Below are 23,859 nucleotides of genomic sequence, written 5' to 3'. Positions count from 1 at the left end.
CCATGACCGACAAGCTCCGTCTCGTGATCGGCTCCGACGACGCCGGATTCGACTACAAGGAGATACTCAAGAAGGACCTCGAGAACAGCGACGGCGTCGCCGCCGTCGTCGACGTGGGCGTGGATGCCGACGGGCACACCGCATACCCGCGCGTCGCGATCGCCGCCGCCGAACTCGTGGCGCAGGGGAAGGCCGACCGAGCCCTCCTCATCTGCGGTACAGGTCTCGGTGTGGCGATAGCCGCGAACAAGGTCGTCGGCGTCCGCGCCGTGACCGCGCACGACTCGTTCTCGGTCGAGCGCGCCGTGCTCTCGAACAACGCGCAGGTGCTCACGATGGGCCAGCGCGTCGTCGGCATCGAGCTCGCCCGCCGACTCGTGCGGGAGTGGCTCGGCTACCGGTTCGACGAGACCAGTGCGAGCGCCGAGAAGGTCGCCGTCATCGACGAGTACGAGACCACCGGATCCTGCTGATGTCGCAGGTCACGGTCGGGGTGAGCCTGAAGACGTACTTCGGGCACGAGCGGGCACGCGCCTGGTTCGACGATGTCGCGGCGCGCGTGCGCGCACACGGCGCCGTCATGAACGGCGCGGTCGAGCTGTTCATCACCCCGACCTATCTGCAGGTGCTGCCGGCGATCGCCGCGTTCGCGGGTACGCCCGTGCGCATCGGAGGGCAGGACGTCTCCGGCGAGGAGCCGGGTGCGTTCACCGGGGAGGTGACGGCTGCCGAGCTCGCCGAGGTCGGTGCGACGATCGCCGAGATCGGTCACGCGGAACGCCGCCGCCTGTTCAGCGAGACCGAGGAGCAGACCGCCGCGAAGACGAGGGCGGCCCTGCGTGCAGGACTCACGCCGCTGCTGTGCATCGGCGAGACCGAGCAGCAGGCGCCTGCGGATGCCGCGGTCGTCGCCGTCGACCAGCTGCGATCGGCGCTCGACGGGGCCGACGCAGGCGCGGTGATCGTCGCCTATGAGCCGGTCTGGGCGATCGGCGCCCCCGAGCCCGCCGGGCCCGAGCACATCCGCGTCGTCGCCGCGGCGCTGCGTTTCGCCATCCAGGCTGATGCTGCGCGCGCGGACTCCGCCGTGATCTACGGGGGAGCCGCTGGCCCTGGCCTCCTCACCGCTCTCGGCGATGCGGTGGACGGGGTCTTCCTCGGCCGCTTCGCCCACGATCCCGATGCGCTGGTCACCGTGCTCGACGAGGCCGCCGAACTCGCGGCCCTTCGACAGGACCAGGGACGCACTGCGGGGCAGAGCGCATGATCGGTCTCGGCACCTACGCCTACTTCTGGCGGCATTCCGACCGCGCGCTCGATCCGCTGAGTCTGGTCGACGCCTTCGAGGACACGCGCGAGCAGGGCGTCGAGCTCTTCCAGATCTGCGACTACGCCCCCCTGGAGAGCATGAGCGATGCGCTGCTGCGTGAGGCGGCTTCGGCCGCGCGCGACCTGGGCATCACGATCGAGTTGGGAACGAAGGGCATCGCGCCCGAGCACCTCACCCGGTTCCTGGAGATCGCCGAGATCTTCGATGTCCGTCTGCTGCGCAGCATGGTCTACGGCCCCGACTCCCGGCCCTCGACCACCGAAGCGGAGACGTGGCTGCGCAGCAGCATCCGCGCGTTCGAGTCGGCGGGCGTGACTCTCGCGCTGGAGACCTACGAGCAGATGGCGACCACCGACCTCGTCGGGCTGGTCGAGCGCGTCGACAGTCCGCATCTGGGCATCTGCCTCGACCCCGCCAACGTCGTGGCCCGACTCGAGCAGCCGAGAATCTGCGTCGAGCAGACCTCTGCGCTGGTGAAGAACGTGCACGTCAAGGACTTCGCCTTCGCCCGCCAGGACGGCTGGGTCGGCTTCACATACTCCGGCACCGCGATGGGCACGGGAATGCACGACTACCCGCAGCTGCTCTCCGCCGTCCGGCCGCGCGAGCGCGGCATCAACGAGATCGTCGAGCACTGGCTCCCCTGGCAGTCCGACGCCGAGACCACCATCCGAACCGAGCGGGAATGGACCCGCATCACACTCGAATACCTGAGGAGCACATCATGACCGACAGCTCGACCGCCACCGCCACCCACAAGATCGCCGTCATCGGCGCAGGCGGAAAGATGGGCATGCGCGTGTCCAACAACCTCGTCAAGACCGACCACACCGTCTGGTACGTCGAGAACTCACCCGCCGGACAGGAGCGCACGATCGAGGCCGGCCGCGAGCTGACTGACGCCGCGACGGCCGTGGCCGACGCCGACATCGTCGTGCTCGCCGTGCCCGACCTCGCCCTCGGCCCGGTGACGGCCGATGTGGTCCCGCAGTTGCGCCCCGGTGCCATCGTGCTGACCCTCGACCCCGCCGCCGCGTACGCCGGTCTGCTGACGACGCGCGCCGACGTGATCCAGGCCGTCGCGCACCCGTGCCACCCGTCGTTCTTCCTGCAGCGCGAGACGCCTGAGCAGTGGGCCGACACGTTCGGCGGCATCGCCGCTCCGCAGGACGCGATCGCCGCGATCGAGAGCGATGACAAGGCGAAGAAGGCCATCGTCGAGGCGACCGTCCGCGCCATCTACGCGCCCGTCATCGACGTGCACTGGGTCACCATCAAGCAGCTCGCCCAGCTCGAGCCGACCCTGGTCGAGACCGTCGCGTGCATGATCGGCGACCTGCTCAACGAAGCTCTCCGAGAGACGGTGAACACGATGGGCGTGCCCGAGGCAGCTGCCCGCAGCATCCTGTACGGTCACACCCAGGTCGCACTCGCCAACGGCCTCCGCGGAGACAACCCGTTCTCCGACGCGTGCCTCATCGCGATGGACTACGGCCGTGAGAGCATCATCAAGGACGACTGGAAGAAGATCTTCCAGGACGACGAACTTGATAAGAACCTCGCCCGCATGCTGCACCTCGATCAGATCAAGCGGTGAAGAACGTGACACGACTCGAAGGCAAGACTGCGCTGATCACCGGTGCTGCGCTGGGCATCGGTCTGGCGGTGGCCAAGCGTTTCGCTCGAGAGGGGGCACGGGTGGTGCTCGCGGATCGCAACGCCGAGGGAGCTGCGCTCGCGGCTGCGGACATCGGTGCGAGGGCACGCGCGATCACCATGGACATCTCTGATGAGGATGCCGTCGCCGGAGGCTTCGCTGAACTCGAAGCCGCAGGCTGGTCACCCGACGTGGTCGTCGCCAACGCGGGCGTGCAGCTGTTCGGACAGGACGCGCCGGCAGCAGAGCTTGATCTGGATGTCTGGCGTCGGACGATCGACATCAACCTCACCGGAACATTCCTGACAGTCAAGCACGCCGTGCGATCGATGGTGCAGCACGGAGGTGGATCGATCATTCTGACCGGCAGCCCGACAGGTGTGAACGGCGAAGGCAAGGACTTCACCGCCTACAGCGCATCGAAGGCGGGAATCCACGGCCTTGGCCGCACGGTCGCTGCGGCCTACGCATCGCAGGGCATCCGGGTGAACACGGTGCAACCCGCATACACCGAGACCCCGCTGGTCGCCGCGATCAGCGCCGATCCCGAGTCGCGCGCGGCAATCGTCAGCCGCATCCCGATCGGCCGTGCCGGCACCCCTGACGACGTGACCGGGATCATGGTCTACCTCGCGAGCGACGAAGGAGCCTTCGCAACCGGTGCGCTGTTCCAGGTTGACGGGGGCATGACTTCGCTGTGACTCCGACTTGGTGGCGGACCGATGCTGTCGAGTGGCAGGCCGGCGGCTGGACGCTCGAGGTGAGGGGCGACGAGATCGCCGACATTCGCCATCATGGCATCATCGTGCTCCGCGCAGTGCGTGCCGTCGTGCGTGACAGAGGGTGGGAAACCGTGCCCGTCGCCGTGCGCAGGCTCGACCGCGGTGCCGAGTCCTTCGAGCTGGCCCTTCAGCACGAAGGACTCGGTGCCCGTGTGTCGTCGACTCTGACCGTCGCAACCCGCGGCGATGAGCTGTCGATCGTGTGGAGCGCCGTCAGCGCTGCGGCTTTCGACACATGCCGCACTGGGCTCGTCGCACTGCATCCGCCGTCGGAGGCGGGACGCGACGTCGTCGTCGTCCACTCCGACGGCTCGACGGAGGCGACAGATTTCCCCGTCGACATCAGTCCGCACCAGCCGATCCGCGATATCCGTGAGCTGCGGATCGACGGGGGAGCGCGGATCTCCTTCACGGGCGACGTGTTCGAGATGGAGGATCAGCGGAACTGGACCGATGCGTCGTTCAAGACGTACAGCCGGCCGCTCGATCTGCCGTACCCGTATGTCCTGGGTGACGGCGAGACGGTGGAGCAGACGATCATCGTCTCCGCTCCGGCGGACCGAGAGACTCGTGCGGGCTCTGCCCCGGAAGCGCGGATCGACCTGACTGAGGGCGGTTCATTCCCAGAGATCGGAGTCGAGGCCTCGACCGCTCCTGACCCTGTACCAGTCTCGTCGGCGGGCACCTTCCGGATCGTCGAACTGGATCTGACCACGCGCAACTGGCGCGCCGTGCTGGATAGGGCGGCCCGTGATGAGAGGCCGCTCGACGTGCGGCTGATCTGCGGAGAGGATGACGATCAGGTCGGTTCCGCGGCGGCAGCGCTGACGGCGCTGACCGTGCCGCTGCTGCGGGTTGCGGCGTTCGACAAGGACACGCACGTGACATCACCCGCGGTCGGAGCGCGAGTGATTGCAGCCCTCCGCGCTGCGGGGATCGATGCTCCCTTCGCGAGCGGGGCACGATCGCACTTCACCGAGCTCAACCGCGAGCGCGACTCCATCTCGCGCGACGCCGAGGCGATCGTCGTCACGGTGAGTCCGCTGTTTCATGCGCTCGACACTGAGCAGCTCGTCGAGTCGGTCGCGATGCAGCGGCTCGTGGCCGAGCAGGCCGTGCGGATCGCGGACGGACTCGATGTGCACATCGGGCCAGTCTCGTTGCGACCGCGCTTCAACAATGTGGCGACGACACCGCAACCGGCCCCGTCTCGAACGAATCTGTCCGCGGGGTACGGCGCAGAGTTCACGGGTGCATCCGACGAGCGTCAGGGTGCGACCGAACTCGCCGCCTGGGTCATCGCAAGCGCGGCGGCTCTCGCAGTTCGCGGCGTGAGCTCCCTGTCTTGGTTCGAGACCTGGGGCCCCCGTGGGATCGCTGACCAGTCTGGCCGGCTGCCCGTCGCTGAGGCCCTCGACGCTCTCGTGGAACTGCAGAACAGTGTGCTGTTGTCCGGCGCGAGCCCGGACGGTCTTCTGTGGAGCCTCGGAGGACGATGTGAGGGTGCAGACATCCTTCTCGTCGCGAACATGGACCGGCGGGCTCGGGTGGTGAGGGTCAAGGTCCCCGGTGGTGCGGTCGCGCGAAGAGAGCTCGCCGCGGGCTCATGGGCACGCGTTGCCGTGTAGGGGACGGGATGCAGCAGATGTGGAGTCAAGTACCCCCTCCCGTGCTTGCGAGCGACGCAGACACGCCTTACGTCGACGGGGCGGTGGTCGAAGCGGTGTCCGGACCGTCACTTAGCTTCGGGGTGAGGTGGTTGAGTTCGTTTGCTGAATGTGTGCGACCGCCGCCGTTCGCACTCGTCAGACTGTCCGGATGCTCACCGAGGCGATGCGAGCAATTCTTCGGACGTCGTCCGGCAGAGGCTCGAGGCGTCTGAGGGGATCTATGGCTGCGGCTGATGTCCAGATTAGGCGTCGTCGTTCTTCAACCAGCACGAGTGGACTGCGCGCACTGTCGCCGCCGGTCGATATCGCCTTGGTCCAGAGCTGGGGTGGCAGATCACGCCATTCGACATTCAGATGGACGACGCTGTGCGCGTGGAGATTACGCAGGGCGTCGGGCGACAGCGTCGAGGTGAATCTGATCGAGGCGGCATCGAAACGTGCGGCGAGCGGCGTGTACACGGTGCCCATCCGCGCGGCTTCGAGCGCTTCGGCGCAGACGCGGGCATGCAGCGCGACTCGCGCGGCGATGGCGGCTGTTCGTTCCCCTGTGGGCGAGATCTCTTCGGCGAGATGCTCATCCGAGAGGCTATCCAGGATGCGTGAGAAGTAGGCCGTTCCGCGCCGTGCCTCGCGCATCCGATCCGCGGCCCGCCCCGGCGCACGTGACATCCTCGGGGTCATCGCTCGGAGGGGATGAAGACTCTGTCGAAGTGGAGCTTCTCGACGATCGGCGCGTCGTTGAAGCGGAAGAGGTCGAACGATGTCTCCGCCTCCAGTGACCACGACACCCAGGACGGCACGACGAAGAGGTCGCCCCGTTCGAGACGGTGCCGAGTCCCTCCCAGGACCACAGCCCCGCGTCCCTCGAAGACCTGCCAGATTGACGAGCCCACCTCATGCCTGGGGGCCGTGGCGGACCCTTCGCGCAGGCGATGGAACTCGCAGCGGATCGTGGGGAGGACGTCGCCTCCGTTGGTTGGATTCGTGAACTTGATGGCAGCATGCCCCTGCTCGACCGTCGCCGGGTAGCCCTCGTCCTCGAGTTCGAGCTGGTTGCGCAACGCCGCGTCTGTCGCCTCCCAGCGGTAGGCACCGAGCGGAGTACTCGAAGATGACCCTCGGCTCGACAGCGGGGTGACGCCGGGGTGCGCCCACAGACGCTCGCTGCGGGAGACCGCTGGTGATGCCTCGTCGGTGACGCGGTCTGAGCCGAACTCGAAGAACCCGAAGTCCAGGTCGTGGGCAAGCGGCACGTCGAGTCCGTCGATCCATGCCATCGGCTCGGATGTGTCGTTGTGGTGGCCGTGAAAGTTCCATCCGGGGGTGAGCAGCAGGTCGCCTCGCCGCATCGCGACCGGGTCGCCGTTGACCACCGTCCACACCCCCTGGCCCTCCACGACGAAGCGGAAGGCGTTCTGCGCATGCCGATGCTCGGGGGCCGTCTCATGGCCGCCGAGCCACTGGATCGCGCACCAGAGCGTGGGCGTCGCGTACGCGGTCGGCGCGAGCCCAGGGTTCGCGAGGCCGATGGCTCGGCGTTCTCCTCCGCGTCCCACCGGCACGAGATCTCCCGACCTCTTGGCAATGTCGAGCAGTTCCTTCCACCGCCAGACGAACGGAACCGCTGCTGGCTTCGGCGCGAACGGCATGAGGTCGTTCGTCTGCGTCCACAGCGGAGCCGTGCTGTTTCGAGCGAAGTCGGCGTACAGCCGCTCCAGTTCCGGAGAGGGCTTTGGGAGCTGCGGGTCAGTGGTGTCGCTGTGCGCGGCGTTGTCGATCGTCATTGACGTGTCCTCGTCGATCGGTGACGGATGCGAGGCTGACGCTAGACGGGGGGCGCAACGGAGTGGCAAGGATTCCGCTATGCGGAACCATCCCCAGTGTCGGCGTGAAGGTCGCTGTCGCGGACATCGCGCGCGATCTCCTGACGTGCTGAGAGCACGAGTTCGATGAGGTGCTCCTGCAGCGATGCGGTGAGGAGGTCCGACTGTACCGACACCGAGAACGCACCTATCTCGGAGCCGTCTGAGGACTCGATCGCCGAACCGACCGCTGCCACGTCGCGCTCGGTCTCCCCGCGGTTCACTGCGTAGCCCGACCGACGGATCGACCTCAGCTCCCGCAGAAGGGCGGTCAGTTCATGCGCATTGAGACGATCCTCATCCCGCGCTTCTCGGTACATCGAGGCGATCCGCTCATCGGTGAAGCGCGCAAGGATGGCTTTGCCGCCCGAGGCCTTCGAGGCAGACATGATGATCCCCTGACGGTCGCGGGTTCGCCGAGGAGCTGCAGATTCGACGGTCTCCAGGAATCGCACCTGCAACCCGGTTCGCACCATGAGATTCGACGACTGCCCCGCCCGACGGGACAGGAGCAGGAGATGAGGGTGACAGATGCGGCGGAGCTCCTTCGTCCACGCCAGCCGGGCCGTTCCTGCATCCATCGATGGTCCGGGACGATAGACATGATCGTCATCGATCACCGCGAAGCCCCGGTAGACCAAGGTGGAAAGCAGCCGATGCGCTGTGGACCGCGCAGTGCCCAGGTGCTCGGCTGCGTCTGCGACGCGAACGCTGCCGTCGTCGCGCAACAGCTGGAGCAGCCGCAGGCCGCGGTCGAGCGATTCGACACCGTTCGACGGGCGACGCGGGAGGGGATCGTTCCGCATGGAGGAATCCTAGGCGTTTTCCGGCGGTGCACGTCGAAGCTGACGGGATGAGCACGCTCGACGAAGACGCAATCACGGTTCGCAGCGCCCTCATCATCGGCGGAGGGATCGGCGGTCTGGCGAGCGCCATCGCCTTGCGACGCTCGGGAATCGCCGTGGCCCTGGTCGAGAAGGCGACCGCGTTCGGCGAGGTGGGAGCGGGGCTGCAGCTCGGTCCGAATGCCATGCGAGTCCTCTTCTCATGGGGGCTCGAGGACGCGATCCGTGAGATCGCCGTGTTTCCCGACAATCTCGTCGCCCGGGATGCGATCACCGATCGGGAGCTCTCGAGGGTGACCCTCGATCAGGCCTTCGAGGATCGGTACGGAGCTCCCTACGCGGTCATCCACCGGACAGATCTGCACTCGCTGCTGCTCTCGGAGGCGGTTCGACTCGGCGCGGATCTGAGCACCGCCACCGAGGTCGTGTCCGTCGACGCGGCGGCTGGCATCGCAGTCACGCTCGACGGTCGATCCCTCAGTGCAGACCTCGTGATCGGAGCGGATGGTCTGCGGTCGTCGCTGCGCGATGCTCTCGTGGGCGACCGTCCGATCAACTCGGGCTACGTGGCGTATCGAGGCACGATCCCCATCGCGGACGGAGGGCCGATCGCCAATGATGTGGTGGTGTGGATGGGGCCTGGAGGACACCTCGTGCAGTATCCGCTGCGCCGGGGCGAGCTGCTGAACAACGTTCTCGTCTTCAGGAGCGACTCGTTCGCCAGAGGCGAGAGCGAGTACGGCGGTGTGGATGAGCTGGAGGAGCGCTTCAGCGGCTGTCACCCCGTGGTCGCGCGCGCGCTCGACTTCGTCGGCAAGCAGCGCAGATGGCCATTGTTCGACCGGATGCCATCGCCGATCTGGGCTGATCAGCGGCTTGTACTGATGGGAGACGCCGCGCATCCGATGCTGCAGTATCTCGCCCAAGGAGCCTGTCAGGCGCTCGAGGACGCTGAGGCGCTCGGTCGGGTGGCGGGTCATGCCGGGACTGCGATGGACGTGGGCGCACGCTTCGCCGCAGAGCGTTCGCCGAGAGCGGCTCAGGTGCAGACCATGGCGCGGGCGTTCGGCGAACTCTGTCACCGATCGGGCAGCGAAGCGGCAGAGCGCAATGAGGTGCTGCGTTCCCGTGCGATCGACGACTTCAGCGCGATCGACTGGTTGTACGCCGCACGCGGAGGTGCGCGCGGGTAGGAACCTGCACGACTCGTCAACCCTGCGGGAGCCTGTCTCCCCCGACCACGATCGGAACAACAACACATGAAACTTGCGCTCTTCGACGGGCAGCGCCCGGGTCTGGTCGACGGTGACGTCGTCGTCGACCTGTCTTCGTTGCTGCCCACCCCCAGCGTCGCCGGTGCGTGGAGCGATTGGCTCGACGCGCATGGGGACTTCGCAGGCGTCGCGGATCTCGAACTGGCGGATCTCCCGAGATCGTCTCTAGCATCTGTGGTCCTGGATGCCCCGCTACCGCGCCCGGGGAAGCTGATCGCGGCACCGGTGAACTATCTCGACCACAAGATCGAGATGTCCGAGCAGAAGACGATCGCCGAATACGGCCTGTTTCTCAAGGCGACGAGCTCTGTGCTCGCACCCGGGGGCACAGTCGAGCTGCCGTACACCGACAAGCGCACCGACCAGGAAGGCGAGTTGGGAGTCCTCATCGGTCGTCGAGCGCGCAGCGTTCCCCCCGGGAACGCGCTGTCGTACGTGGCCGGGTACACCGGGGTGCTCGACATCAGCGTCCGCTCGACCGAAGATCGCTCGACGCGCAAGTCTTTCGACACCTTCACTCCGATCGGTCCGTGGATCGTGACGCCGGACGAGGTCGGCGACGCTGACTCGCTGAGGCTCGACTGCTGGGTGGGAGGTGACCATCGTCAGAGTGTCTCCACAGCAGACATGATCTTCGACGTCGCTCAACTCGTGGCCTACGCCAGCTCGGTGATGACTCTCTGGCCGGGTGACGTGATCGCGTCCGGCACTCCGGCAGGTGTCGGACCGCTGTCGGACGGGCAAGTCATCGAGCTCGAGATCGAGCGGATTGGTCGACTAGTCGTCAACGTGTCCGGCCGCACCGCGGTTGCTTACGCCGAGAGGCCGCTGCCCGCACTCTGACCGTGTTCCAGGGCGGAGCGGTTCCTGCTGACCCGGCGCGTGAGATTGCGGCGCTACCCGCGCACGGCACCTGTCGGTCTCCCATCGGACCGAATCATCGGCTGGATCCCTCGTGCGGCCATCCGGTGTAGGCCTCGGCGAGGAAGGTCTGCCCCGCCTCCGATTCGACGACTGACCGCAGCTCGCCGACCTGGCGACGCTGATCGAAGGGCGAGGCGTCGGTCGCAGTGTGCAGCATGCTCGTCATCCACCAGGAGAAATGCTGTGCCTTCCAGATGCGCTTCAGTGCCGTCTCGGCGAACACATCGATCAGGCGGGCATCGTGCTCGAGCAGCAGTGCGCGCAGCGCCCGATCGAGCAGCACCACGTCGGCCACCGCGAGGTTCATGCCCTTGGCACCGGTGGGAGGCACGGTGTGGGCGGCATCGCCGACGAGCACGGCTCGTCCGTTGCGCAGCTCATGCGCGACGAAGCTGCGAAAGCGCAGTACGTCGCGCTGCATGATCGGCCCCGTCGTCAGCATCGTGCCAGGCACGCGCGCCTGCAGGGTGTCCCAGATCTGCGCCTCGGAGAGCGCGTGGGGGTCGGCGCCGGGATCGCACTGGAAGTACATGCGCTGGATCGTGGCGCTCCGCTGACTGATCAGCGCGAACCCGTCGGGGGAGTTGCTGTAGATCAGCTCGTGAGAACTGGGCGCCGCCTCGCACAGGATGCCGAACCATGCGAAGGGGTACTCGCGGAAGTACCCTCCGGTGGATGACCCGCAGACCGCGGGGCGTACGACGCTTCGTGATCCGTCCGCGCCGACGACGAACTCGGCCTCGATGCGCTGCTCCGTCCCGTCGGCGGCGATCGCCGAGACCCAGGGGCGCGCGGTTCCCACATCGCCGACGCCCGTGACGTCGACTTCGAACCGGAGATCCTGACCGGCGGCCAGGCGCGCGGAGATCAGGTCTTTGAGTGCCTCATGCTGCGGATAGAGCCAGACGCTGCGTCCGGTGAGGGCGGGGAAATCGATGCGGTGCCCCTCGCCGTCGAAACGGAGTTCGATGCCGTCGTGGCGGTTGCCGACCGTGAGGACCCGGTCACTGGCACCTGTCTCACTCAGTACGCGCACCGTCTCTTGTTCGAGGATGCCGGCGCGGATTGTCGATTCGATCTCGGCGCGGCTGCGCCGATCGAGGACGATCGAGTCGATCCCGGCCTCGGCCAGCAGGTGCGAGAGCAGGAGCCCTGCGGGTCCTGCGCCGACGATGGCGACGCGGGTGCGGGTGGTGATGGTCATGGCGTCTCCTTCGACGGACGTATCGCCAGCAATTGTGGGATCACCGAGCCCACCGAACCCACCGTTCTACCGTTGAATGGGAGCTGGCGTCAGCGGCGGCCGCCGAGACCGCGCTCGATGTCGCGGGCGGCGGCGAGCAGTTCGCGCAGCGCGGGTTCGGTCGCGTCGTTGCGACGGAGCACGACCGAGAGGGCCGCCCCGACGTTGCCCGTCTCGTCGTGCACAGGCACGGCCACACCTGTCGAGACCTCTTCGATGTAGCCGGGGGCCGCCGCATGCCCCACGGCGCGGACCTCCGCGAGCTTGCGGCGCAGCTCCGCGGGGTCGGTGATCGTCTCGGCAGACACCGGGGGGAGGGCGCCGGCGAGGATTCGCTCCTGCAGGGCGTGCTCGGCATAGGCGAGCAGCACCAGCCCGGAGGAGGACGCGTGCAGCGGCAGCCGGCCCGCCACCCTCGTCACGTTCGACCCGGAATCAGGGCTGCTCAGGCGCTCCAGGAACAGTGCTTCGTCCTGCTCGAGGATGGCCAGCTGGGTGTGCTCGCGCACACGCGACTGCACCCGCTCCATGAAGGGCAGCGCCACCTGCCTGAGGCGCAGGGCGTGTGAGGATCGCGTGGCCAGCTCCCACAGGCGCATGCCGATGCGGATCCTCCGGTCGTCGTCGCGCTCCAGCATCCCCGCGTCGACCAGCTCGCCGACGATGCGATGGGCAGAGGAGGCGGGTAGGCCCGCCCGGCGACCGATCTCGGCGGCGCTCTGCGCCGTGCGAGAGGGCGTGAACGTCTCGAGCACGCGGATGAGTCGCTCGGTGACGGAATCGCCCGAGGGGGAGTTTGCCATGCGCCGATAGTGCCACACCTCGACGCTCGTGTCTCATTGAGTGGGAATCGGCATCCGCCACCGACGATCGCGGATCAGGATGCTGTGAACGCAGCCCGCCCGTGTCGAAGGAGACACCCATGACCCTCCAGTCAGGAACGATCGCAGCCGCCCCGGAGTCGCTGCTCGCTTCGCCCGACCAGGTCGCGCAGTCGGCGATCACCGCTGAGATCGTCGATCTTCATGGGGCGCTCGACCGTCGGGAGGCGCGGGGAGAAGCGCTGCCTGCCACCATGCACGACTTCCCGCCGTATCGGTCGAGCATCCTGCGGCATCCGACCAAGAACCCCCGGCTGGTCGACCCCGAGACGATCGAGCTGCTGTCGCCGGCTTTCGGGCAGCGCGATGTCGCCGCGATCGAGTCGGATCTCACGATCCAGCATGCCGGTGAGCCGCTGGGCGAGCGGATGACGGTGCGTGGTCGGCTGCTGGACTCGTGGGGGAGGCCGGTGCGCAACCAGCTCATCGAGCTGTGGCAGGCGAACTCCTCTGGGCGCTACATCCACCAGCGCGACCAGCATCCTGCGCCCCTTGATCCGAACTTCACCGGCGCGGGGCGTGCGGTCACGAACGATGACGGCGAGTACCTGTTCACGACGATCAAGCCGGGCCCGTATCCGTGGAAGAACCATCTCAACGCGTGGCGCCCCGCGCACATCCACTTCTCGGTGTTCGGTTCGTCGTTCACCCAGCGACTGGTCACGCAGATGTACTTTCCCGGCGACCCGCTCTTCGCCCTCGACCCCATCTACAACACGATCTGGCGCCAGAAGGACCGCGACGCTCTGGTCGGGGTGTACGACCACGACCTAACGTCGCCGGAATGGTCTACGGGATACCGCTTCGACATCGTCGTTGACGGACCCGACGCGACCTGGTTCGAGCAGGAGGAGGCCTGAGCATGTCGGTGCCCGCCAAGACCCATCGGCCCACCGCGGGGCAGACCGTCGGCCCGTTCTTCGCCTACGGCATCGAGTACCCGAAGATGCATGAGGTGGCATTCCCGCATTCGCCCGGAGCGATCCTGCTCGGCGGCACCGTGCGTGACGGAGCGGGGAATCCGATCCCCGATGCATTCATCGAGATCTTCGGGGCGGATACCGACGGCACGGTGCCGCGCGCTCGCGGCGCCTTCCGCAGGGACGACCACACCTTCACCGGCTTCGGGCGCACCTTCACCGACGCCGAGGGGCGCTACGAGTTCTGGACCCGCAACCCCGGATCTCGCAACCGGCGGGCGCCGTTCTTCGCCACGATCGTCTACGCCCGCGGACTGCCGGACAAACTCCACACGCGCATCTACCTTCCGGACGATGCGACCGCTCTCGACGCGGATCCGCTGCTCTCGTCGCTCTCGGCGGAGGAACGGGCGACGCTGATCGCGACGCGCACCGCCGACGGCCGGCTCAAGCACGATATCCGCGTGCAGGGCGAAGGGGAGACGGTATTCCTTGTCTACTGACGCCCAGCATCACCGAGAGGTGTGCGCATGACCGCTTTCGATGAGGGACTGCTCTCGCCCGCGACCGTGGGACGCGACGACATCGTGCGCGACGCCGTGTTCCTCGACGCACTCATCGCTTCAGAGCGGGCGCTCGCCGCAGCGTACGCAGACATCGGGATGCTCTCTGCGGCCGATCTCGCGGCGATCGAGAATGTACTCCGTGGTCGGCTCACGCCGGGCGGCAGCTCGATCATCGAGGTCGACGCGCTGATCGCCGCCGCAGTCGAGGGCGGGAACCCGGTGATACCCCTCGTCCGGCAGCTCAAGGCCGCGACGCCGGAGGGTCTTCGAGTGTGGGTGCACCGCGGGGCGACCAGTCAGGACATCTGGGATTCGGCGATCATGTCGGTGGCGCGCGTGGCGGCGGCTCAGGTCGGGACGTCGCTCGGGCAGGTGGCAGACGGACTGAACCACCTCGCGGTGGCCCACGGCGGCGAGGTGGTTGTGGCGCGCACTCTCACCCAGCACGCCGTCCCGACCACGTTCGGCGCCAGGATCGACTCCTGGCTCCTCGGGATCGACCGTGCCGCCACTCGACTGGCCGCGCTCGACTTCCCCGCGCAGCTTGCTGGGGCCGGCGGGACCCGAGCATCATTCGTCGAGATCACCGGATCCCGCAAAGCGACCGGCGATCTGGTTGCCGCCTTCGCGCGGCGCGCGGGTCTGAGCGACACCGGAGCTGCCTGGCACGTCTCCCGCTGGCCGGTGACGGAACTCGGTGACGCTCTGGTGCAGGCCATCGACGCGCTCGGCAAGGTCGCCACCGACGTCGCGACCCTCAGCCGCACCGAGATCGGCGAGCTCTTCGAAGGCGTCGGCGGTGGCTCCTCCGCGATGCCGCAGAAGCAGAATCCGGTCGAATCGATCCTCATCCGCTCGGCAGCACTTCGGGCGCCCGGCCTCGGCGCCACGCTTCATCTGGCCGCAGCGCTCGCCGGCGACGAACGCCCGGACGGGGCATGGCACGCCGAGTGGCCCACCCTTCGCGAACTGCTGCGGCTCGCGCTCGGCGCCTCGGCGCACGCCGCCACGCTCGCCGAGAATCTGCATATGGACCGCGCCGCGGCATCCCGCAACCTCGCACTCACCGGTGGCCTGATGGTCAGCGAACGGCTCGCGATCGTGCTCGTGCCGCTGATCGGCCGCGCGCGATTCGATGAGCTGATCGACGCTGCCGTCGCGGGCGCGGATCTGCGCGACCTCGTCGGTGCGATGGCGGAGGCGTCTGGGGTCGATCTCGACCAGCTGCTCGACCCCACCGCGCACCTCGGCACGGCTGCAGGGGGAGAGACCCGATGACGACGCTCGCTTTCACAGAACCGGTGGGCCCCGACGGTGCACCACTGCTCGTGCTCGGTCCTTCGCTCGGCACCTCGACGATCCTGTGGGAATCGGTCGCCCCCGCGCTCGCGCAGACGCACCGGATCGTCGCCTGGGACCTGCCAGGACACGGCGATTCTGCTGCGGCTTCCACGGCGTTCTCGGTGGCCGACCTGGCTGATGCGGTGGCGGCGGGGGCCTCGGCGCTCGGCGTCGACAGCATCCGCTACGCGGGTGTCTCACTCGGTGGGGCTGTCGGGCTCGAGCTTCTGCTGCGACATGCGGCACTCGTCGAGCGTGCGGCGATCCTCTGCTCCGGCGCGGCGATCGGTACGCCGGATGCCTGGCGGGAGCGCGCTGCGAAGGTGCGGGCTGAATCCACCTCAGCGCTGATCATCGGCTCGGCGCAACGATGGTTCACCCCTGGTTCGATCGCCTCGCACCCGGATCTCACGGGGCGACTGCTGCACGTTCTGCAGAACGCCGACGACGAGAGCTACGCGCGGTGCTGCGAGGCACTCGCAAGCCATGACGTGCGCGATCGGCTCGGTGAGATCTCGGCGCCGGTGCTGGCGATCTGGGGCGAGCAGGATGAGGTCACGCCCGAGTCGTCAGTGCGCGAGATCGCTGCGGGGGTGGTCGACGGATCGGCAGCAGGGATCGCGGAGGCGTCGCACCTCGCGCCCGTCGATGCGCCCGCGGCCGTCGCCGCCCTGCTGACTCAGTTCTTGAACGAGAGGAGCCGCGAATGACGGGTCTCACCGACGACGAACGACGTGAACAGGGGTTCGCCGTCCGCAGAGAGGTGCTCTCCGATGCGCATGTCGACCGCGCGATCGCGGCGACGACGGACCTCAACGCCGACTTCCAGGACTTCATCACGCGCGTCGCATGGGGCGATGTCTGGTCGCGACCGGCACTCGATCGGCGCTCTCGATCCATCGCGGTGCTCTCCTCGCTGATCGCGCTCGGTCACCATGAGGAGCTCGCGATGCACCTGCGAGCCGCCGTCCGCAACGGCCTCACGATCGACGAGATCCGCGAGGTGATCCTTCAGTCGGCGATCTACTCGGGCGTGCCCGCAGCCAACACAGCGTTCCGCATCGCGAGCGACGTGTTCGGCCCCGACTGCGGCGACAACGAATCATGATCGACAAGACCGTACAGGATGCCGCGGCGGCCGTGGCGGGGATAAGAGACGGATCGACCGTGATGATCGGCGGATTCGGCCGCGCCGGACAGCCGGTCGAACTGATCGACGCGCTCATCGCTCAGGGGGCAGATGACCTCACCATCGTCGCCAACAACGCAGGCAACGGCGACACTGGCCTCGCCGCGCTGCTCGCTGAGCGTCGGGTGCGCAAGATCATGTGCTCTTTCCCCCGGCAGCACGACTCGTGGGTGTTCGACGGTCTCTACCGGGCGGACGAGATCGAGCTCGAGATCGTGCCGCAGGGCAACCTCGCCGAACGCATCCGTGCCGCGGGCGCCGGCATCGGCGCCTTCTTCTCTCCGACCGGAGTCGGCACCGATCTCGCCGAAGGCAAGGAGGAGCGGGTGATCGAGGGGAGGCGGTATGTGCTCGAGTACCCGATCGCCGCGGACGTCGCGCTGATCAGCGCCTGCGCGGCCGACCGATGGGGCAACCTCGTCTACCGCGAGACCGCACGCAACTTCGGTCCGGTGATGGCCTCGGCCGCCGCCATCACGGTCGTACAGGTCGATGAGGTTGTGCCCCTCGGGTCGATCGATCCCGAGACGGTCGTGACTCCTGGGCTGTTCGTCGACCGTGTCGTGGCCGTCGGGCGGCGGCCCTGGCTCGGCGATGACGGCTTCATCGGAGGCGTGGACATCGAGGGGCGACCGATCGAGCGTGCTGCGGAAGACGGCGAGGTCTTGCGATGACCACCCGGATCACGCGTGACGACCTGGCGGCACGCATCGCGGCGGATATCCCGGAGGGCGCGGTCGTCAACCTCGGCATCGGTGCGCCGACACTGGTCGCGAACTTCCTGCCGGCGGAGCTCGAGATCATCCTGCACACCGAGAACGGCCTGCTCGGCATGGGGCCGGCGCCCGAAGCCGGCCGGATCGACCCGGACCTCATCAACGCGGGGAAGCAGCCGGTGACGGCGCTGGCCGGGGCGGCGTACTTCCACCACGCCGACTCGTTCGCGATGATGCGCGGCGGGCACCTCGACGTCTGCGTGCTCGGAGCATTCCAGGTCGCTCAGAACGGCGACCTCGCGAACTGGTCGACCGGCGCACCCGGCGCGATCCCCGCTGTCGGGGGTGCGATGGATCTCGCGATCGGAGCGAAGCAGGTGTTCGTGATGACCGATCTGCTCGCCAAAGACGGGTCGTCCAAGCTCGTCGACGAGTGCACATACCCTCTCACCGGGGTCGGGTGCGTCACACGCGTCTACACCGATCACGCGGTCTTCGACGTCGTGGACGGGCGCTTCGTCGTCCGCGAGGCGTTCGGAGCAAACACTGTCGCTGCGCTGAGCTCGCTGACCGGATTGGATCTCTCGTGACCGCCTCCTTCGTCTACGACGCCCTGCGCACGCCCTTCGGACGTGCAGGCGGGGCTCTGTCTGGCATCCGCCCGGACGATCTCGCGGCCGTGACGCTCCGGGCGATCGTCGACCGTACCAGGATCGATCCGGGGCGCATCGACGACGTGCTGCTCGGCGACGCCAATCAGGCAGGGGAGGACAATCGCGACGTGGCCCGGTTCGCCGCGCTGCTCGCAGGATTCCCGACGACCGTGCCCGGAGCCACGGTGAACCGGCTGTGCGGCTCGAGTCTGGAGGCGGTGATCCAGGGCTCTCGAGCGATCGAGACGGGTGACGCTGACATCGTGCTCGCCGGCGGGGTGGAATCGATGAGCCGGGCTCCGTTCGTCGTCGAGAAGTCGCCGAAGCCGTGGCCGGCGGTGGGCAATCAGACGATGTGGAACACCGCGATCGGCTGGCGGATGACCAATCCCGCCCTCCCGAAGGAGTGGACGATCTCGAACGGGGAGTCGGCCGAGAAGCTGGCCACGATCTTCGGGATCCGGCGGGAGGAGCAGGATGCGTTTGCGCTCCGCAGCCACCGGCGAGCCGCTCAGGCGTGGGCCGATGGCGTGTTCGACGGCGAGATCGTCGGGGTTCCCGGTGCCGGCCTCTCGCGCGACGAGGGCATCCGCGACGACACGACGCTCGAGAAGCTCGGTGGCCTGCGGGCGCTCTTCGCCGCGGACGGGACGGTGACGGCGGGCAACTCCTCGCCGATCACCGACGGGGCATCCGCCGTGCTGCTCGGAGGAGAAGGAGCGATCGACGGCGAGCCGCTCGCCCGCATCGCCGGGCGGGGCGTATTCGGCAATGATCCCGACGTGTTCGGAATCGCGCCCGTCGAGGCGGCGAACCGCGCGCTCGCCCGCGCCGGCCGAACGTGGGGCGATGTCGATCTCGTGGAGCTCAACGAGGCGTTCGCGTCGCAGTCGCTCGCCTGCCTGGCCGGCTGGCCGGAGCTCGATCCCGAGCGCCTCAACGTGCACGGCGGAGCGATCGCGATCGGCCATCCCCTCGGCGCGTCGGGCGCGCGGATCCTCGCGCGTGCAGCGCACGAGCTGCGGCGTCGCGGCGGGGGTGTGGCGGTCGTCGCCCTATGCATCGGCGTGGGGCAGGGGCTCGCGCTCGTCCTCGAGCGATAGCGGCGGGGGCCCGGCGCGAATTTGGCATTGAGAGATTCCGCCTGGCTCCAGCGATCACACCCACCACGGGTATCAGGCAACCCGATGCCCGGCATCACCGATAGGGGCTTCTGTGATGCCCTCGACTCGGGTGTCATGAAAGCAGAACGAAGGAGTTCTGCATGAACAACGCGCACACACCTGCGCCACCCGCGCTCCGCCTCACAGGCGTCCGCATCGGCTTCCGCGGTGTCAGGGCACTGGATGCCGTGACGTTCGATGTTCCGGCGGGCGGCGTCAGCGCCGTGATCGGGCCGAACGGTGCGGGAAAGACCACACTGTTCAACTGCATCAGCGGCATCTACCGGCACGAGGGCACGATCGCGCTGCACGGCGAGCAGCTGGACGTACTGCGCGCTTTCCGTCGTGCCAAGGCCGGGATCGCCCGCACCTTCCAGACCCCCGCCCTCATCGACGACGCCGACGTGCTGAGCAACGTGATGCTGGGCACGCATGTGCGTACGGGGGCCGGGTTGCTCAGCCACGTCCTGCGCACGCCGGGCAGCGGCCGCGAGGAGAAGCTCGCGACCGAGTGGGCGAGAGACGTCATCGACCGGGTCGGTCTTTCCGCGCATGCCCTGACCCCGGCTGGTGCACTGGCGCACGGCGACCGACGCCGCATCGAGATCGCCCGCGCGCTGGTCTCGAACCCGACCCTGCTCATGCTCGATGAGCCGGCGGCGGGCCTCAGCGAAGACGAGTCGGCGGCGCTGATGGACCTGATCGTGGCTCACGGCACGAGATCGGGAATGACGTGTGTGCTCGTCGAGCACGATGTCGCGCTGGTGATGAAGTACGCCCAGACGATCGCGGTGCTGGATGCCGGGCGCCTCCTCGCTCACGGCACCGCTGAGGAAATCCGGCGGAACCCCGACGTCATCGCCGCCTATCTGGGAACCGATGTCGAAACCGGTGACGTCGAGACGGGCCATCTCGAGGCGGGCGCCGCATGAGCCTTCTCTCGCTACGCGGAGTGACCGCAGCCTATGGGCGCGTCGAGGTGCTGCACGAGATCGACCTCACGGTCGACGAGGGCAGCATCGTGGCGATCCTCGGCCCCAACGGCGCCGGCAAGACCTCCCTGCTGCGTGCGATCAGCCGGACGGTCTCGGTGCGAGGCAGCCGAAGCTTCGACGGCACCGATCTCAACCGCCTGCGTACCGCGCAGATCGCCCGGCTCGGCATCGGCCACGTGCCGGAGGGACGCGGCACGTTCTCCGACTTCACGGTCGAGGAGAACCTGCGCCTCGGCAGCATCGGGCGACCTTCGGCGCGACGGTCGCTTGCGGCATCCGATCTCCAACGTGTCTACCGGACCTTCCCGATCCTCGAGGAGTTCCGCAAGCGGCCGGCCGGGGCGCTCTCCGGCGGCCAGGCGCAGATGCTCGCGGTCGGCAGGGCGCTGCTCGCGCGTCCGCGGCTGCTCCTGGTCGATGAACCCTCGCTGGGGCTCGCCCCACTCACCACGAAGGAGCTCTTCGCCCAGTTCGTGGCGCTGCGTGACGAATGGGAGTTGACGATTCTGCTCGCTGAGCAGAACGCCCGCCTTTCGCTCGAGGTCGCCGATCGCGTCGTGCTGCTCAGCAGAGGTCGCGTCGTCCACGACGGGCCGGCGGCCGAGTATCACTCGACGGACGCTCTGCACGCGCACTACTTCGGGGGTAGTGACGACGGTGCACGAGGAACAGACACACGGGAGGTGTCATGATCGAGTTCCTGCAGATCGCCCTCGACGGCCTGACGACCGGCGTGGTCTTCGCCGCCCTCGCGCTCGCGATCAGCGTCATCTTCCAGGGCACTGGGATGCTGAATCTCGCGCAGGGCGAGATGGCGGTGCTCGCGGCCTATGTCGCCTACACGGCGCTGCTCGCAGGTTGGCCCGCCTGGCTGGCGATCCCGTTCGCGATCGTCGTGTCGGCGCTCATCGGCGCGCTTCTCTACTTCGGGGTGGTGCGCTGGGTCGACCGGCGGAATCAGACCGCGCTCACGACCCTTGGCGTCACGCTGCTACTCGGGATCAATGCCGTCGTCAGCATGATCTGGGGCACCGATCCGCGCAACTTCCCGAACCCGTTCGGCAGCTGGGTGCTGCAGTTCGGTGGACTCCGGCTCACCAGTCAACAGGTCGGCGGACTGATCCTCGTCGCGGCCGTGATGGGCGCGATGGCGCTCCTGTTCACCCGCACCACCTTCGGCCTGCGCCTCCGAGCTGTCGCACAGAATCAACACTCCGCGGCGCTGCTCGGACTCAACGCGGGTATATGGCTCGCGGCGGGCTGGGCGGCCGCGAGCGCCGTCGGAACCGTCGCCGGCGTCGTCGCGGCGCCCTCGCTCGGACTATCCCCGGCGATGATGACCGTCCCCCTGCTGATGGGACTCGCGGCCACCAACCTCGGCGGCATCACCAGCCGCATCGGCGTCGTGGTCGGCGGCCTGCTGATCGGTCTGCTGACGGCGATCGGCGGCCGCTACGTCCCAGGGCTCGGTGGCGACCTCAACGTACTGCTCGCCTTCACCGTGGTGATCGCGGTCGTCTTCTTCAAGCCCGCCGGGCTCTTCGGACGCGAAAGCACGGTGCGCGCATGACCACCATCCTCCACTGGCTGCCCCGCATCGCCACGGGCGTCGCGATCGTGATCGCCGTGAGCATCCCGTTCCTGGTCACCGACTACGACCTTTTCGCGATGAGCCGCGTGCTCGCGGTCGCACTCGGTGTCATCAGCCTCAACCTGCTGATGGGCTTCTCCGGCCAGATCAGTCTCGGCCAGGGAGCCATCTTCGGCATCGGCGGGTATGCGTCGATGCTGGTCATCCGCCACCTGGAATGGCCGGTCGCGCTCGCGCTCGTCGCCGCAGTCGTGGTGTGTGCGATCGTCGGTGCGATCATCGGGCTGCCCGGCGTCCGACTCGGCGGCTTCAACCTCGGACTCCTCACGATCGTCATCGCCGCACTGTTCCCGATCGTGCTCTACCGTCTCCCGGACTTCACCGGAGGGCAGGCGGGAATCACGCTCAGCGGGGGAGGACTCTTCTCGCCCACGGGCGCTCTGACGGACGCGCAGTGGATCTACCTCGTGCTGCTCGTGGTGCTGCTGCTGAGCATTCTGGGTGTGCGCAACCTGGTCTCACGGCGTATCGGCCGCGCGCTCGCCGCGGTGCGTGCGAACCCGATCCTGGCGGCATCCGTCGGCGTCGAGACCGACCGACTCAAGCTCGCGCTCTTCGTGATCAGCTCCGCCGTCGCGGGCCTGGGCGGCGCGCTGTATGCGCTGGTGCTCGGCTTGGTCGTGCCGGAGTCCTACCCGCTGGTGTTCTCGATCACCCTCCTCGTCGCCTCCGTCGTCGGCGGAAACCGGTCGTGGTGGGGCGCGATCATCGGCGCGGTCGTGATCGTCTACCTGCCGACCTGGTTCAGCGAGGCGGTTCCGGGTGACACCTCGGCGTACCTGGCGCAGCTCGTCTTCGCCGTCGTGCTCGGCGCCTGCATCATCATCGCTCCCAGCGGCGCCGCCGGACTGATCGGTCGCGGATACCGCGCCCTCGCACGTACTGCAACTCGTGATATACCCAGCACCCGAGAGGAAACTCAATGATGAATTCCACGATCCGCGTCGCATCGCGCCTGGCAGCGGTGGTCGCAGCCACAGCCCTCGTGCTCACCGGCTGCACCGCCCGCGGCGCCACCCCGGACGCCTCGGGCGGAGGCGACGACAAGGCCCCGATCGTGATCGGTGCGAGCTGGCCGCAGAGCGGTCCGCTCGGTGCCGTCGCGCCGGGGTTGGCGGGTCTCGAGACATACATCGAGCAGACCAATGCCGAAGGCGGCATCGACGGGCGGCAGATCGAGCTCGTCACCGCAGACGACGCCTACGACCCCGCGCGACTCGTCGAGAACGAGCGCAAGTTCGTCGAGAAGGACGGCGCCGTCGCCGTCGTGAACTTCGGCGGCATCTCCATCGCCGGTCGCGACTACCTGCAGCAGAAGGGCGTGGCCGGCATCTCGCTTGCGGGCAACAGCCCGCTCAGCGACATCGAGAACTTCCCGTTGCAGCGGGCGTTCTGGCCCGACGTAGCCTGGGAGGGGCAGCTTCAGGCGAACTGGTTGACGGCGGAGCATCCGGATGCGGTCGTCGGCTACGTGGGCTTCAACAACGACCTCAGCGAGAGCCAGACCGCCGGCCTCGCGGCAGGCGGGGTCGTTCCTGCCAAGACCGCTCTGGTCGCTCCGGGCACGGCCGATCTCAGCGCCCAGGTGAGCGAGTTTCAGTCCGCAGGCGTCGACACACTCATCATCAACATCGGCGCACCGACCGTCGGTGCGGTGCTCGCCTACATCCACCAGATCGGCTGGAAGCCGACCGTGATACTGGGCTCGACGACGTCAGACTTCACCACGGCCATCAACCAGGCGGGTCCGGAGGCAGTGAAGGGAGCGCACGCGTTCAAGTGGTTCATGGATCCTTCAGACCCCCGGTTCGCCGAGGACGAGGACTTCCTCGCGTACTCCGAAGCGATGACCGAGTACGGACATGAGGCCGAGATCAGCGATGCGCTCGCCCTCAACGGCTACGGTCTCGGGGCGGCGATCGTCGAGGCGCTGCGCAATGCGGAGTCGCTCGACAGCGAGGGGATCATCGCCGCCTGGGACGACTTCTCCGATGTCGAGAACCCGCTGCTGCTGCCGGGGATCGTGTTCGACTCCGGACCGTTCGGTCGGATCGCGTTCCAGTTCGAGCTCAATGAATTCGATGGCGCGAGTTGGCAGCCGGTCGGCGGCGTCATCGACGTCCGGGATGAAGGGATTGTCGAGTAGCAGGGCGCGGGAGAGGGCGGGACGGATGCTCCGTCCCGCCCTCTCTCGCCG

At 67.9% G+C, this 23,859-nt stretch carries 26 protein-coding genes; 21 read left to right on the top strand and 5 right to left on the bottom strand.

Going from position 1 to position 23,859, the window contains the following annotated elements:
* Window positions 1-2: 2 nt before the first annotated feature.
* Genes D7252_RS17420 through D7252_RS17395 form a run of 6 tightly spaced genes read left to right on the top strand, consistent with a single transcriptional unit; the run spans window position 3 to window position 5,397 of the window.
* Window positions 3-473 (top strand): ribose-5-phosphate isomerase, encoded by a 471-nt coding sequence (locus D7252_RS17420; protein ID WP_120776536.1) that lies wholly within the window; start codon window positions 3-5, stop codon window positions 471-473.
* Window positions 473-1,267, top strand: a complete 795-nt coding sequence (locus tag D7252_RS17415) for a triose-phosphate isomerase family protein (protein ID WP_120776535.1) — start codon at window positions 473-475, stop codon at window positions 1,265-1,267. The genes D7252_RS17420 and D7252_RS17415 overlap by 1 nt, the downstream gene beginning before the upstream one ends.
* Entirely contained in the window at window positions 1,264-2,058 is a 795-nt protein-coding gene (locus D7252_RS17410) for a sugar phosphate isomerase/epimerase (protein WP_120776534.1), read from the top strand. Before D7252_RS17415 ends, D7252_RS17410 begins: the two co-directional genes overlap by 4 nt.
* Window positions 2,055-2,927, top strand: a complete 873-nt coding sequence (locus tag D7252_RS17405; protein WP_120776533.1) for a phosphogluconate dehydrogenase C-terminal domain-containing protein — start codon at window positions 2,055-2,057, stop codon at window positions 2,925-2,927. Before D7252_RS17410 ends, D7252_RS17405 begins: the two co-directional genes overlap by 4 nt.
* On the top strand, window positions 2,924-3,688 hold the full coding sequence (locus D7252_RS17400; RefSeq protein ID WP_259461133.1) for an SDR family NAD(P)-dependent oxidoreductase: 765 nt from the start codon (window positions 2,924-2,926) through the stop codon (window positions 3,686-3,688). The genes D7252_RS17405 and D7252_RS17400 overlap by 4 nt, the downstream gene beginning before the upstream one ends.
* Entirely contained in the window at window positions 3,685-5,397 is a 1,713-nt protein-coding gene (locus D7252_RS17395) for a hypothetical protein (protein WP_120776532.1), read from the top strand. Before D7252_RS17400 ends, D7252_RS17395 begins: the two co-directional genes overlap by 4 nt.
* Before the next feature lie 177 nt (window positions 5,398-5,574).
* Here the strand turns inward: D7252_RS17395 and D7252_RS17390 are convergent, their stop codons facing one another.
* The 3 genes from D7252_RS17390 to D7252_RS17380 form a co-directional block, all read right to left on the bottom strand.
* Window positions 5,575-6,120 carry a maleylpyruvate isomerase N-terminal domain-containing protein gene (locus tag D7252_RS17390; protein ID WP_120776531.1) on the bottom strand — a complete coding sequence of 182 codons (546 nt, stop codon included), beginning with the start codon at window positions 6,118-6,120 and terminating at the stop codon, window positions 5,575-5,577.
* On the bottom strand, window positions 6,117-7,223 hold the full coding sequence (locus tag D7252_RS17385) for a cupin domain-containing protein (protein WP_120776530.1): 1,107 nt from the start codon (window positions 7,221-7,223) through the stop codon (window positions 6,117-6,119). Before D7252_RS17385 ends, D7252_RS17390 begins: the two co-directional genes overlap by 4 nt.
* Before the next feature lie 77 nt (window positions 7,224-7,300).
* The gene (locus D7252_RS17380; protein WP_120776529.1) at window positions 7,301-8,107 is read right to left on the bottom strand and encodes an IclR family transcriptional regulator; all 807 of its coding nucleotides are present in this window, start codon (window positions 8,105-8,107) and stop codon (window positions 7,301-7,303) included.
* Window positions 8,108-8,154: 47 nt separating this feature from the next.
* Between D7252_RS17380 and D7252_RS17375 the strand changes: the two genes are divergently transcribed.
* On the top strand, window positions 8,155-9,339 hold the full coding sequence (locus D7252_RS17375; protein WP_120777042.1) for an FAD-dependent monooxygenase: 1,185 nt from the start codon (window positions 8,155-8,157) through the stop codon (window positions 9,337-9,339).
* A gap of 66 nt (window positions 9,340-9,405) precedes the next feature.
* Entirely contained in the window at window positions 9,406-10,263 is an 858-nt protein-coding gene (locus D7252_RS17370) for a fumarylacetoacetate hydrolase family protein (protein WP_120776528.1), read from the top strand.
* A gap of 94 nt (window positions 10,264-10,357) precedes the next feature.
* Here D7252_RS17370 and D7252_RS17365 read toward each other — a convergent pair whose 3' ends face one another.
* Window positions 10,358-11,548: a 4-hydroxybenzoate 3-monooxygenase gene (locus D7252_RS17365; RefSeq protein WP_120776527.1), complete on the bottom strand. Its 1,191-nt coding sequence runs from the start codon at window positions 11,546-11,548 to the stop codon at window positions 10,358-10,360.
* A gap of 89 nt (window positions 11,549-11,637) precedes the next feature.
* Window positions 11,638-12,390 carry an IclR family transcriptional regulator gene (locus tag D7252_RS17360; RefSeq protein WP_120776526.1) on the bottom strand — a complete coding sequence of 251 codons (753 nt, stop codon included), beginning with the start codon at window positions 12,388-12,390 and terminating at the stop codon, window positions 11,638-11,640.
* Window positions 12,391-12,509: 119 nt separating this feature from the next.
* On the opposite strand from D7252_RS17360, the gene pcaH reads away from it, so the two are divergent.
* From pcaH to D7252_RS17295, 13 genes are all read left to right on the top strand, one after another.
* Window positions 12,510-13,328 (top strand): protocatechuate 3,4-dioxygenase subunit beta, encoded by an 819-nt coding sequence (gene pcaH / locus D7252_RS17355; RefSeq protein WP_120776525.1) that lies wholly within the window; start codon window positions 12,510-12,512, stop codon window positions 13,326-13,328.
* 2 nt (window positions 13,329-13,330) lie between these two features.
* Window positions 13,331-13,891 (top strand): protocatechuate 3,4-dioxygenase subunit alpha, encoded by a 561-nt coding sequence (gene pcaG / locus D7252_RS17350; RefSeq protein WP_120776524.1) that lies wholly within the window; start codon window positions 13,331-13,333, stop codon window positions 13,889-13,891.
* Window positions 13,892-13,918: 27 nt separating this feature from the next.
* Window positions 13,919-15,232: a lyase family protein gene (locus tag D7252_RS17345; protein WP_120776523.1), complete on the top strand. Its 1,314-nt coding sequence runs from the start codon at window positions 13,919-13,921 to the stop codon at window positions 15,230-15,232.
* Window positions 15,229-16,005 carry an alpha/beta fold hydrolase gene (locus D7252_RS17340; RefSeq protein WP_120776522.1) on the top strand — a complete coding sequence of 259 codons (777 nt, stop codon included), beginning with the start codon at window positions 15,229-15,231 and terminating at the stop codon, window positions 16,003-16,005. Before D7252_RS17345 ends, D7252_RS17340 begins: the two co-directional genes overlap by 4 nt.
* Window positions 16,002-16,403, top strand: coding sequence for a 4-carboxymuconolactone decarboxylase (gene pcaC, locus D7252_RS17335; RefSeq protein WP_120776521.1), 402 nt, complete (start codon window positions 16,002-16,004; stop codon window positions 16,401-16,403). Before D7252_RS17340 ends, pcaC begins: the two co-directional genes overlap by 4 nt.
* Window positions 16,400-17,158: a 3-oxoacid CoA-transferase subunit A gene (locus tag D7252_RS17330; protein WP_120776520.1), complete on the top strand. Its 759-nt coding sequence runs from the start codon at window positions 16,400-16,402 to the stop codon at window positions 17,156-17,158. Before pcaC ends, D7252_RS17330 begins: the two co-directional genes overlap by 4 nt.
* On the top strand, window positions 17,155-17,790 hold the full coding sequence (locus D7252_RS17325) for a 3-oxoacid CoA-transferase subunit B (RefSeq protein ID WP_120776519.1): 636 nt from the start codon (window positions 17,155-17,157) through the stop codon (window positions 17,788-17,790). The genes D7252_RS17330 and D7252_RS17325 overlap by 4 nt, the downstream gene beginning before the upstream one ends.
* On the top strand, window positions 17,787-18,956 hold the full coding sequence (locus D7252_RS17320) for a thiolase family protein (protein ID WP_120776518.1): 1,170 nt from the start codon (window positions 17,787-17,789) through the stop codon (window positions 18,954-18,956). The genes D7252_RS17325 and D7252_RS17320 overlap by 4 nt, the downstream gene beginning before the upstream one ends.
* Before the next feature lie 161 nt (window positions 18,957-19,117).
* Window positions 19,118-19,948: an ABC transporter ATP-binding protein gene (locus D7252_RS17315; RefSeq protein WP_120776517.1), complete on the top strand. Its 831-nt coding sequence runs from the start codon at window positions 19,118-19,120 to the stop codon at window positions 19,946-19,948.
* Window positions 19,945-20,703 (top strand): ABC transporter ATP-binding protein, encoded by a 759-nt coding sequence (locus D7252_RS17310; protein WP_120776516.1) that lies wholly within the window; start codon window positions 19,945-19,947, stop codon window positions 20,701-20,703. Before D7252_RS17315 ends, D7252_RS17310 begins: the two co-directional genes overlap by 4 nt.
* Entirely contained in the window at window positions 20,700-21,581 is an 882-nt protein-coding gene (locus tag D7252_RS17305; protein ID WP_120776515.1) for a branched-chain amino acid ABC transporter permease, read from the top strand. The genes D7252_RS17310 and D7252_RS17305 overlap by 4 nt, the downstream gene beginning before the upstream one ends.
* The gene (locus D7252_RS17300; RefSeq protein ID WP_120776514.1) at window positions 21,578-22,588 is read left to right on the top strand and encodes a branched-chain amino acid ABC transporter permease; all 1,011 of its coding nucleotides are present in this window, start codon (window positions 21,578-21,580) and stop codon (window positions 22,586-22,588) included. The genes D7252_RS17305 and D7252_RS17300 overlap by 4 nt, the downstream gene beginning before the upstream one ends.
* Window positions 22,585-23,808, top strand: a complete 1,224-nt coding sequence (locus D7252_RS17295) for an ABC transporter substrate-binding protein (protein WP_120776513.1) — start codon at window positions 22,585-22,587, stop codon at window positions 23,806-23,808. Before D7252_RS17300 ends, D7252_RS17295 begins: the two co-directional genes overlap by 4 nt.
* Window positions 23,809-23,859 lie beyond the last annotated feature (51 nt).

This window comes from Microbacterium sp. CGR2, from assembly GCF_003626735.1.
Lineage (GTDB): Bacteria > Actinomycetota > Actinomycetes > Actinomycetales > Microbacteriaceae > Microbacterium.
This window is presented reverse-complemented; position numbering and strand designations above follow the sequence as displayed.

Excerpts from the sequence above, each read along its gene's own strand:
- D7252_RS17370 (WP_120776528.1), top strand. The coding sequence starts at position 9,406 with ATGAAACTTGCGCTCTTCGACGGGCAGCGCCCGGGTCTGGTCGACGGT.
- D7252_RS17365 (WP_120776527.1), bottom strand. The coding sequence starts at position 11,548 with ATGACCATCACCACCCGCACCCGCGTCGCCATCGTCGGCGCAGGACCC.
- D7252_RS17325 (WP_120776519.1), top strand. The coding sequence starts at position 17,155 with ATGACCACCCGGATCACGCGTGACGACCTGGCGGCACGCATCGCGGCG.
- pcaC (WP_120776521.1), top strand. The coding sequence starts at position 16,002 with ATGACGGGTCTCACCGACGACGAACGACGTGAACAGGGGTTCGCCGTC.
- D7252_RS17410 (WP_120776534.1), top strand. The coding sequence starts at position 1,264 with ATGATCGGTCTCGGCACCTACGCCTACTTCTGGCGGCATTCCGACCGC.
- D7252_RS17295 (WP_120776513.1), top strand. The coding sequence starts at position 22,585 with ATGATGAATTCCACGATCCGCGTCGCATCGCGCCTGGCAGCGGTGGTC.
- D7252_RS17405 (WP_120776533.1), top strand. The coding sequence starts at position 2,055 with ATGACCGACAGCTCGACCGCCACCGCCACCCACAAGATCGCCGTCATC.
- D7252_RS17380 (WP_120776529.1), bottom strand. The coding sequence starts at position 8,107 with ATGCGGAACGATCCCCTCCCGCGTCGCCCGTCGAACGGTGTCGAATCG.
- D7252_RS17415 (WP_120776535.1), top strand. The coding sequence starts at position 473 with ATGTCGCAGGTCACGGTCGGGGTGAGCCTGAAGACGTACTTCGGGCAC.
- D7252_RS17340 (WP_120776522.1), top strand. The coding sequence starts at position 15,229 with ATGACGACGCTCGCTTTCACAGAACCGGTGGGCCCCGACGGTGCACCA.
- D7252_RS17305 (WP_120776515.1), top strand. The coding sequence starts at position 20,700 with ATGATCGAGTTCCTGCAGATCGCCCTCGACGGCCTGACGACCGGCGTG.
- D7252_RS17315 (WP_120776517.1), top strand. The coding sequence starts at position 19,118 with ATGAACAACGCGCACACACCTGCGCCACCCGCGCTCCGCCTCACAGGC.
- D7252_RS17300 (WP_120776514.1), top strand. The coding sequence starts at position 21,578 with ATGACCACCATCCTCCACTGGCTGCCCCGCATCGCCACGGGCGTCGCG.
- D7252_RS17420 (WP_120776536.1), top strand. The coding sequence starts at position 3 with ATGACCGACAAGCTCCGTCTCGTGATCGGCTCCGACGACGCCGGATTC.
- pcaG (WP_120776524.1), top strand. The coding sequence starts at position 13,331 with ATGTCGGTGCCCGCCAAGACCCATCGGCCCACCGCGGGGCAGACCGTC.
- D7252_RS17360 (WP_120776526.1), bottom strand. The coding sequence starts at position 12,390 with ATGGCAAACTCCCCCTCGGGCGATTCCGTCACCGAGCGACTCATCCGC.
- D7252_RS17375 (WP_120777042.1), top strand. The coding sequence starts at position 8,155 with ATGAGCACGCTCGACGAAGACGCAATCACGGTTCGCAGCGCCCTCATC.
- D7252_RS17330 (WP_120776520.1), top strand. The coding sequence starts at position 16,400 with ATGATCGACAAGACCGTACAGGATGCCGCGGCGGCCGTGGCGGGGATA.
- D7252_RS17310 (WP_120776516.1), top strand. The coding sequence starts at position 19,945 with ATGAGCCTTCTCTCGCTACGCGGAGTGACCGCAGCCTATGGGCGCGTC.
- pcaH (WP_120776525.1), top strand. The coding sequence starts at position 12,510 with ATGACCCTCCAGTCAGGAACGATCGCAGCCGCCCCGGAGTCGCTGCTC.
- D7252_RS17385 (WP_120776530.1), bottom strand. The coding sequence starts at position 7,223 with ATGACGATCGACAACGCCGCGCACAGCGACACCACTGACCCGCAGCTC.
- D7252_RS17345 (WP_120776523.1), top strand. The coding sequence starts at position 13,919 with ATGACCGCTTTCGATGAGGGACTGCTCTCGCCCGCGACCGTGGGACGC.
- D7252_RS17390 (WP_120776531.1), bottom strand. The coding sequence starts at position 6,120 with ATGACCCCGAGGATGTCACGTGCGCCGGGGCGGGCCGCGGATCGGATG.